Raw genomic sequence first — 8,448 nt, 5'->3', positions numbered from 1 at the left:
TGGGATATTCCGCACGACATCACGTTTGCCTTTGTCGCCCACGCATTTCATCCGGATGTCGCCATCGTCACGCGATGAAGCATGGCTGTTCGGAGCAAAGTCACAGGCGTTTGCCTGCGATGCGGGGTCATCCCGCCATCGGCGCCCACCTATTCGGCAGCGAAATCGAAACACATCTGCCGCACGAACAATTGACGAAAGTAACCAAATTCGTTTGTGGCGTTGTCTGCCGCGTCCTGCGAACTTGAGGCGTGAAGAGTAGGAGAACGCATATCGGTGCGAGAATGATAGGTCCGAGTACCCGCCACACGGGACCGTTGATGCGTTCGATAGGCGGGGTCGCAAAATTTGTTGGACTGGCAGCACTCGTCAGCTGCCTTGCGGTTCTCGTCTATCTGTACCCGGCTGCCGGTCACCTAGCCGGCTATTGATCCGTGCCTCATGCAGCAGGACGTGATCGACCTATACGATCGCATCCAGGATGCTACCACCGGGCAAGTCGACTGGCGCCGGCGGCTCCAAGGGCGGCAAGCCCGGCTATCGCGATTGTGTACCAGGTGGCTACGAAAAGCGGCGAATCATCCGTGCAATGGGCCGCGTAAAAGGTGGCGGCGATACCGCCCGCAAGCAGTCCGGCAGCCGCACCCGCAAGGGCGGGCTGCGTCGGCGCGCCGTGTCGGAGTGCGAGCAGGAAAACAGCGAGAGGGCCGATGCCGATCAGCGGAATGTAAGCCAGGCACACCATGCTATTCATGCCGACTATCTTGGCCGGCCATGCGCCGGGAGGGAGAAGCAAAAGCTCAACGAAGACCGCGATTGCAAGCAGGGCGGGCGCTACCGCGAGGTACGGCGCCACCCCGCGCCAGTCTTCGTCCGGCCGTGAAAGTCCGCGAGCGAGGCCGAACGCACTCGCGCCCAGCATTGTGGTAATCACGAATTTCAGCATGAAGCGCGGCGTTTCCGCAGCGGCCGCGACGTCGGGCCTCAGGCCGAGCGTTGCAAAGAAGATGACAGCGGCAAGAGCGATCGCAAGGCCGGCAGCGCCCCACCATACGAACGAGAGCGGCGCTACGGGCTGCCGCGTGTCCGCCACCAGGGTCTCAATGAGTTCGTTTGTATCCATCTCAGTCCCGTCCAAACCGCCTGGCGATTGCCACAAGGCCGCGATGAAGCGCGACCCGCACTGCGGTCTCACTCATGCCGAGCCTCTCGGCTGTCTCCACGATTGAATTGCCGTCGACGGAAACCGCCGCCACCACTGAGCGCTGCCCGGGTGTGAGCGCGTCGAGGGCGCGGCCAATCTCCCGATTGCTGACGGTTTCAGGTTCCGGCTCGGCAAAGGTCTCCGCGATCTCGCCGATCTCGATCTCCACCCGCCGGCCACGGCGCCGAAAGGCGTCGACGAGTTTATGGCGCGCAATCGCATGGAGCCATGGCATCACGGGTCCGTCGTCCCGCCAGGTGTGGCGCTTCATGTGAATGGCCAGCAGCGTTTCCTGCACGACATCCTCCGGATCAATCCCGCCCTGGCCGACTTTCCGGCGCGCGAAGCCGCGCACGAGACAGGCAGCGCACCGCAGGAACTCGCCGTAGGCTCTTTCGTCGCCCGCGATCGCGGTGCGCAACAGCCGTGCAAGTTCCTTTTCGCCATTGCCGTACAAGCCTGTATTCCCTCCGTAGTACGCTTACGCGCGGTTATTTGTTACAGGACCGGCAAAATTCTGTTCACCGTCAAAGCCACCAATCACGATTTTGTGTGACCGCAAAGATGTAACACATCGCCCGCCCGGACCGAACTGACCATAGCGCGTCCACGAAAATGCGGCGTGCGGAAAACCAACCGGAGAAGAGAACCATGTCTACGAAATCAACCGTGAGCGCGACCATTCTAGCTGGCGCCGTCGCAACCGCGCTGGCGTCTTTTGCCAGTGCCGGTCCGATGACGGAAGCGGAGGCGGCGGCGGCGATGGATGCCGGCAAGGAGAAGTGCTACGGCGTTTCCCTCGCCGGCATGAACGACTGCGCGGCCGGACCCGGAACCACCTGTCAAGGCACATCGACCGTCGACTTCCAGGGCAATGCCTGGGCGTTGGTTCAGGGCGGAACCTGCGCCTCGATCAAGGTGCCGGGCGACCGCGCCGGCTCGCTGGAGCCGCTGACGCGCGACGTCCCGTCATAAGCACGCGATCTGCCGGAAAGCGGAGGTTACGATGAACGAAATGGCCAATATCCAGCTATCCCGGGCATCGGTGGCCCCGCGCTTTCCGGCGCATCCCGTCGCAGGTATGGCGGGCACCAGCTTGAAGCATGACCATCTGCCGTCGATCATGGCCAATGGTGTAGAGCGCGGCTTTTTCGAGGTACATGCGGAAAACTACATGGGCGCCGGCGGGCCGCCGCACGACGCGCTGACCCGCATCCGCCGCGACTACCCGGTGTCGCTCCACGGCGTATGCATGTCGATCGGCGGGCCGCAGCCGCTCGACAAGACCCATCTCGGGCGTTTCAAGGCGCTGGTCGACCGCTACGAGCCGGCGCTGGTCTCCGAGCATCTCGCCTGGTCGACCCATGAGACGACCTACTTCAACGATTTGCTGCCGCTGCCCTACACGCAGACGACGCTGGCGCGTGTCGCCGAGCACATCGACGAGGTCCAGGAGGCGATCGGCCGCCCGATCCTGCTTGAAAACCCCTCGACCTATGTCCTCTTTTTGCAATCGACGATGAGCGAAACGGAGTTCCTTCGCGAGCTGGTCCGGCACACCGGCTGCGGTCTGCTGCTCGACGTCAACAATGTCTTCGTATCGGCCACCAATCACGGCTATTCCGCGCTCGGCTATCTCGGCGATTTTCCGCTCGAACATGTCGGCGAGATCCATCTGGCCGGGCATGCCGAGCAGGCGGACGACGAAGGCGACCTGCTGCTCATCGACAGCCATGACGGCCCGGTCGCCGATGCGGTATGGAAACTCTACGACATCGTGATCGGCCAATGCGGACCTGTCCCGACGCTTGTCGAGTGGGACAGCGAAATCCCCGACTGGCCGATCCTCAAGGCGGAGGCGGCGGCCGCACAAGCGATTCTCGACCGCCACGCATACCGTTTCATGCCTGGGAAAGCTCATGCAGCCGGTTGATTTCCAAGACCATCGTCACGACGTCCGGATCGGCTATGCGGCCGATTTTGCCGGCCCGCTGCTCGATCCCGAGCGCCCCCCGCCGGCTTTCATCGCGGGACCAAACGGCAAGGCTGCAAAGAAGCGCTACGCCGTCTATCGCAACAACGTCACCGTCAGCCTTATCAACGCACTGGCGGCAACATTTCCGGCGACGTTGCGCATCACAGGCGTGGATTTCTTCCGCGCAATGGCCAGGTTTCATGTGCGCGCCACGCCTCCCACCTCGCCGCTCCTGTTCGAATACGGTTACGACTTTCCAGATTTCATCGAACGATACGAATATGCCGGGTCGATGCCCTGGCTTGCTGATGTGGCGCGGATAGAGCGCGCCTGGCTCGACGCCTACCACGCCGCCGACGCGGCGCCGTTGCCGCCCCAAGCCCTGGCTTCAATCCCTCCGGCTCACCTGGCGGACACCATCCTGACGCCGCATCCCGCAACGCGGATCGTGCGCTCACGCTACCCGGCGGTCACCATTTTCGCGGCGAACCGGGTCGGTGGTCCCGTGACCCCGATCGAGGCAAGCGAGCCGGAGGATGCGCTGGTGACCAGGCCCGGGATGGAGGTGGTCGTCCGGCGGCTGCCGCCGGGCGGTGCGGTCTTTCTGACACGTCTCCTCGCAGGCGAGCCGCTCGCCGCGGCTGCCGAGGCGGCGCTGACAGATGATTCCGAATTTGATCTTTCCGCAAACATCGCCGGAATGATCGAGGCTGGCGTCTTCAACGATATCCGCGGCGGAGGCTGAAAAATATGGAACCCGAACAGCGGACCGAGAGCAACGGAAGGCGGGGAATCGGCGGGCTTGTCGAGTGGGCGAGCGCCGGTATCCGTGCCATTGCGCAGCCGTCTCTTACCCAGCTCGTTCTGCGTTTCGCACTCGCGCTTCCTTTCTGGCGGTCCGGCGTCAAGAAGTGGGACGGTTTCCTGCAACTTAACGACGTTGCCGTCTTCCTCTTCAGCTCTGAGTTCAAGCTGCATCTGCCGGGCGGTCCCTACGCGTTTCCCGCACCTGCCACGGTCGCGTTCCTTTCCGGATCGGCAGAGATCGTCTTCCCGATCCTGCTCGTTCTGGGCCTTGGCACGCGGTTTGCGGCGCTGGGCCTCCTCTTGATGACCGCGGTCATACAACTCACCGTTCCGTCCGGCTGGCCGATTCATCTCACTTGGGCCGCGATGGCGCTGGCGCTAATGGCGTTCGGGCCTGGCCGGGTGTCACTCGATCATCTTGTTTCACGGAGGATGGGATAAAGCGGCATCGGCTTCGACAGCAGGTGACATCATGAAAGCCAGGCGGCGCGCCAGTGCGGCAGAGCTGCAAACGCTGCAGCGCGAAACCTTCGACTACTTCCTCAACGAGGTGAACCCGGCAAACGGCCTGATCCTCGACAAGACCGCTGCAAATTGGCCCGCCAGCATTGCTGCGACTGGTCTGGCTCTCGCCTGCTATCCCGTCGCCGTCGAGCGCGGGTTTATGACGCGGGAGGCCGCGGCGGCGCGGACTTTGGCCACGCTGCGCTTCTTTTGGACAAGTCCCCAGGGAGCGGAGCCTGACGCCACCGGGTACCGCGGCTTCTACTATCATTTCCTCGATATGCAGACCGGCCGGCGCGCCTGGCAATGCGAGCTGTCGACGGTCGATAGCGCCTTCCTGTTGGCGGGCGCCTTGGCGGCAGCGGCTTACTTCGATGCTGACGTGGCCGATGAACGGGAAATCCGCACGCTCGCCGACGCACTTTATCGCCGGGCCGACTGGCAGTGGGCGCAGAACCAGGGCGCGGCCGTGACGCACGGCTGGAAACCGGAGAGCGGTTTCCTCGAGTACCGGTGGCGGGGCTACGACGAGGCTCTGCTGCTCTACATCCTGGGTCTTGGCTCCCCCACCCACCCGCTCCCGGAAAGCAGCTACGCCGCCTGGACGTCCAGCTATCGATGGGAAAGCTGCTACGGCTATGAGTATCTTTACGCCGGCCCGTTGTTCACGCACCAGCTTTCCCATGTCTGGATCGACTTTCGCGGGATCCAGGATGCCTTCATGCGTGAGAAAGGCATCGACTACTTTGAGAACAGCCGCCGGGCGACTTTTGTGCAGCAACGTTATGCCATCGAAAACCCATGCAAATTCGTGGATTATGACGAATATTGCTGGGGCATTACGGCAAGCGAGGGACCCGGCCCCGCCACACTCAAGCTGAATGGCACCCAGCGGAAATTCGACGATTATGTCGGACGCGGCGTGCCTTACGGACCAGATGATGGCACGCTTGCGCCTTGGGCAGTCGTTGCTTCTCTGCCGTTTGCTCCCGAAATCGTCTTGCAGGCAATCGACTTCTGCATCCACCAGGCGAAGCTCACAGCCTTCAACAGGTACGGCTTCAAGGCGGCTTTTAATCCCACACACCCGGGCGAGCCCGGCAATCCCTATGGCTGGTGGGTGTCGCCGTGGCACTTTGGACTCAACCAAGGCCCCATCGTCCTGATGATCGAGAACCATCACAGCGGCCTGTTGTGGCGATTGATGCGCGGTTGTCCCTACGTGGTGGCCGGGTTGCGCCGCGCCGGGTTCAGCGGCGGTTGGTTGACATGACGCCGCTTTCTCGTTTCGAGCGCCCACCGAGGGCGGGACGAAATTTCTCTATGCGCCGCCGTGCCGTTGGGACTGGAACTTCTCCCATCTCAAAAAACGCATCACCGTGCCGCAGCCGCATCGGTGATTGCGTTGAGAGCGGCCGTCATCTTGGCGGTCACGTCCCCGAGGTTCTCAATCTCGTGAGCGTCGGTGATCCGCGACGGCGGCCAGTACCCAATCTGCACGTTGCCGCTTGCATCTTCCCAGATCAAGACACGCAGAGGCAGATCGAGTCCCGCCGTCTGTCGACCCTCCATCAGGGGTGTGCCAAGCGCTGGATTGCCGAAGATGATTACGGTTGTCGGCCGCAATTCAAGCCCGCTCGCCTTGGCGGCGGCGGCATGATCGACAGTCGCGACAATCTTGGCGCCTCGCTTTTCAATCTCCGCCTGGAGGCGTTGTACCGTGGTCGCAAAATCGGCGGCGCTTTCCTTCACGATCAAATCAGCGCTTTGAGCGAGGGCAGTATGATTGACCGCCAGCGCGATGATTATGGCGGCTGCGGCGGCAACAAGCATTCGAAACATCATCTCCTCCATTTGCCTCATACAGGCGGCGTAACCTCGACCCCATTCAAGTCTCAGGCTGCGCTCCATTATGCACAGAAAGACGGTTGATGGCGCAAATGACTGCTTCATGGTTTAAGGCCGTTTTCCCAACGGAGATGGCCAACAAGCTCTTCACAGGCCGGATCGGCCGGCGGCTGGGGCGGCATCGGTTGGGTCAGACACTGAGAACATTCAGCGTCCTTCTCTCCCTCTTCGCCGCAAGCCCTGCCCTGGCGCAGTCGGCGAATGGCAGCATTCTTGTCGGTTCCTTCTCGCAGGGATTGCTTTCAGACTGGCGCACCCGCTCATTCAAGGGCGAGACCAGATACGAATTCGTCAGGGATCCCGATTTGGGTTCAACCGTGCTTGCCGCCACGACCGACGGCGCGGCCTCGGGCCGCTACCGAAAAATAAAGATCGACCTGACGAGGACGCCGTTTCTCAACTGGTCGTGGAAAGTGACGAAGATCTTTCCCGACATCGACGAGAATGCGAAGTCCGGGGACGACTTCCCGGCCCGCATCTATGTGGTGATCGAACGCGGCCCCCTCGGAACGCGTTCACTCGCCCTCAACTACGTCTGGGCGAGTCAACATCGCACTGGCAGTGAATGGCCGAGCCCCTACACCGCTCAGGTCCGCATGATGGCGATCGACAGCGGCCCAAAGGGGCTCGACGCATGGGTTCGGCACAAGCGCAACCTTCGCGAGGACTTAAGGAGGATATTCGGTGAGGAAATCAACGAAATCGACGCCGTCGCGATTATGACGGACGCCGACGATCACAAGGGACGCGCACAGAGCTATTACGGCGACATCTGGTTCAGTCCAGAATGATCGGGCTTTGGTGCCTGTCCGTGTGACGGACACCTCCCGCGGTCTGTTATGGAGCACATATGCGCATTAGCGTCCGAGTTGCCCTTTCAGTGCTCCTGCTCGGTTGCATTGCCGCGAGCGCTCTCATAGTGGACGCTCTGTGGCGGCGGACTGCCGACAACAACAGCCGTCTTCTCATCGCGACTCTAGACCGCCAGATCACCGACGCCGTGCGCAAAGAAGTTGCCGGACGTATCGCGAGTGCGGAAGCGGCCTTCGGCGCCGTGCGCACAATCTTCCTGCAGAACGTCATCGATACGCGAGAAGCCGACAAGCGCGAATTCGTCTTCCTTTCCCAGATACAGGCGCAGCCCTCCCTATCGTGGATTGCCTTTGGGTGGCCGGATACGAGTTTCTTCGCATCCCACAAACTCGGCGATAAAGAACTCGAAATGATGGAGATCTTTATCAAGGACGGCGTGCGGACACGGCGCGTCGACCGCTACAAGGTCCTGCCGGGCGATATCGAATTCAGCAAGAGGACATTCGAACCGAGCGACTACATCGTTACCAATCAACCTTGGTATCAACAGGCTATAACAGCCGACGCACCGGCGTGGTTCATCGTGTCCGATCATCCGACGGTCAAACGCGCCGCAGCTGCTTTCTCCGGGCCGATCGATGTCTATCGCAAGCGTCAGGGCGTTCTCGCCACGATGATCGAGCTTGGCCGCCTGTCACGCTTTCTCGGATCCCTCCAGGTCGCCCGTACCGGCGCTGCTTTTATCCTGGCTTCCGACGGCCAAATCATTGCCGGCCCCGACAAGACAGCGGACGAGATACACGACGCCGATCTCAGCGGCCACCCTCTCCTCGGCGTCGCGCGCCAGCTTGGCGAACGTCTCATGAACCGCAGCGAGCCCGTGTCGACGGAAGGCGCCAGATCGCGCATTGTCGATCGGGGTATCTCATACAACGCCACTATGACGCCGCTCGACTTCCAAGGCTGGCAGGTTGCCGTAATCATTCCGGAAGCCGAGTTTCTAGCCGAGATCGAGCGAACGACGAGACAACTTGCCTTCACGTTGCTCGCGCTCGTCGTGATAGCCGGAGCGGTATCAGTTCTGATTGCCCAACGCCTTCTGGCTGCGCCTCTTCAGGCGGTTGTCGACAATCTCAGATTCGTCGAGAACTTCGAACTCGGCCGCGTTACGCGACGTCGATCGTGGCTCTTCGAGTTCGACACACTGTCCACCGCCCTGGTCCACATGGCAGCCGGA

General features: G+C 61.7%; 10 protein-coding genes. 7 read left to right on the top strand and 3 right to left on the bottom strand.

Features of this window, described 5'->3' with window-relative positions; all coding sequences use genetic code 11:
• Positions 1-484: 484 nt before the first annotated feature.
• Complete coding sequence (locus tag G6N73_RS33390) at positions 485-1,123, bottom strand: NrsF family protein (protein WP_165034188.1); 639 nt, start codon at positions 1,121-1,123, stop codon at positions 485-487.
• Between the two features lies 1 nt (position 1,124).
• Positions 1,125-1,661, bottom strand: a complete 537-nt coding sequence (locus tag G6N73_RS33385) for a sigma-70 family RNA polymerase sigma factor (RefSeq protein ID WP_165034187.1) — start codon at positions 1,659-1,661, stop codon at positions 1,125-1,127.
• 194 nt (positions 1,662-1,855) lie between these two features.
• On the opposite strand from G6N73_RS33385, the gene G6N73_RS33380 reads away from it, so the two are divergent.
• The 5 genes from G6N73_RS33380 to G6N73_RS33360 are packed head-to-tail and all read left to right on the top strand — an operon-like array spanning position 1,856 to position 5,763.
• On the top strand, positions 1,856-2,179 hold the full coding sequence (locus tag G6N73_RS33380; RefSeq protein ID WP_165034186.1) for a BufA1 family periplasmic bufferin-type metallophore: 324 nt from the start codon (positions 1,856-1,858) through the stop codon (positions 2,177-2,179).
• Between the two features lie 31 nt (positions 2,180-2,210).
• Positions 2,211-3,137 carry an MNIO family bufferin maturase gene (gene bufB, locus G6N73_RS33375; RefSeq protein WP_165034185.1) on the top strand — a complete coding sequence of 309 codons (927 nt, stop codon included), beginning with the start codon at positions 2,211-2,213 and terminating at the stop codon, positions 3,135-3,137.
• Positions 3,124-3,924, top strand: a complete 801-nt coding sequence (locus tag G6N73_RS33370) for an HvfC/BufC N-terminal domain-containing protein (RefSeq protein ID WP_165034184.1) — start codon at positions 3,124-3,126, stop codon at positions 3,922-3,924. Before bufB ends, G6N73_RS33370 begins: the two co-directional genes overlap by 14 nt.
• 5 nt (positions 3,925-3,929) lie before the next feature.
• On the top strand, positions 3,930-4,427 hold the full coding sequence (locus G6N73_RS33365) for a DoxX family protein (protein ID WP_165034183.1): 498 nt from the start codon (positions 3,930-3,932) through the stop codon (positions 4,425-4,427).
• 31 nt (positions 4,428-4,458) lie between these two features.
• Positions 4,459-5,763, top strand: coding sequence for a glucoamylase family protein (locus G6N73_RS33360; protein WP_165034182.1), 1,305 nt, complete (start codon positions 4,459-4,461; stop codon positions 5,761-5,763).
• Between the two features lie 101 nt (positions 5,764-5,864).
• Here the strand turns inward: G6N73_RS33360 and G6N73_RS33355 are convergent, their stop codons facing one another.
• Positions 5,865-6,344, bottom strand: a complete 480-nt coding sequence (locus G6N73_RS33355) for a DUF302 domain-containing protein (RefSeq protein ID WP_165034181.1) — start codon at positions 6,342-6,344, stop codon at positions 5,865-5,867.
• Positions 6,345-6,469: 125 nt separating this feature from the next.
• On the opposite strand from G6N73_RS33355, the gene G6N73_RS33350 reads away from it, so the two are divergent.
• Both G6N73_RS33350 and G6N73_RS33345 read left to right on the top strand, forming a co-directional pair.
• Positions 6,470-7,189, top strand: a complete 720-nt coding sequence (locus G6N73_RS33350; RefSeq protein ID WP_165034180.1) for a DUF3047 domain-containing protein — start codon at positions 6,470-6,472, stop codon at positions 7,187-7,189.
• Positions 7,190-7,248: 59 nt separating this feature from the next.
• Positions 7,249-8,448, top strand: a 1,200-nt coding sequence (locus G6N73_RS33345; RefSeq protein ID WP_484477019.1) for a cache domain-containing protein, incomplete at its 3' end; no start/stop codon positions are given.

The sequence above is a fragment of the Allomesorhizobium camelthorni genome, assembly GCF_011045125.1.
GTDB lineage: Bacteria > Pseudomonadota > Alphaproteobacteria > Rhizobiales > Rhizobiaceae > Allomesorhizobium > Allomesorhizobium camelthorni.
The sequence above is the reverse complement of the archived record's forward strand: the minus strand, read 5'-3'. Positions and strand labels throughout refer to the sequence as shown.

Bases quoted from the DNA above. Each gene is read 5' to 3' on its own strand.
- G6N73_RS33350 (WP_165034180.1), top strand. From the start codon at position 6,470: ATGGCCAACAAGCTCTTCACAGGCCGGATCGGCCGGCGGCTGGGGCGG.
- G6N73_RS33355 (WP_165034181.1), bottom strand. From the start codon at position 6,344: ATGGAGGAGATGATGTTTCGAATGCTTGTTGCCGCCGCAGCCGCCATA.
- G6N73_RS33360 (WP_165034182.1), top strand. From the start codon at position 4,459: ATGAAAGCCAGGCGGCGCGCCAGTGCGGCAGAGCTGCAAACGCTGCAG.
- G6N73_RS33380 (WP_165034186.1), top strand. From the start codon at position 1,856: ATGTCTACGAAATCAACCGTGAGCGCGACCATTCTAGCTGGCGCCGTC.
- G6N73_RS33390 (WP_165034188.1), bottom strand. From the start codon at position 1,123: ATGGATACAAACGAACTCATTGAGACCCTGGTGGCGGACACGCGGCAG.
- G6N73_RS33365 (WP_165034183.1), top strand. From the start codon at position 3,930: ATGGAACCCGAACAGCGGACCGAGAGCAACGGAAGGCGGGGAATCGGC.
- bufB (WP_165034185.1), top strand. From the start codon at position 2,211: ATGAACGAAATGGCCAATATCCAGCTATCCCGGGCATCGGTGGCCCCG.
- G6N73_RS33370 (WP_165034184.1), top strand. From the start codon at position 3,124: ATGCAGCCGGTTGATTTCCAAGACCATCGTCACGACGTCCGGATCGGC.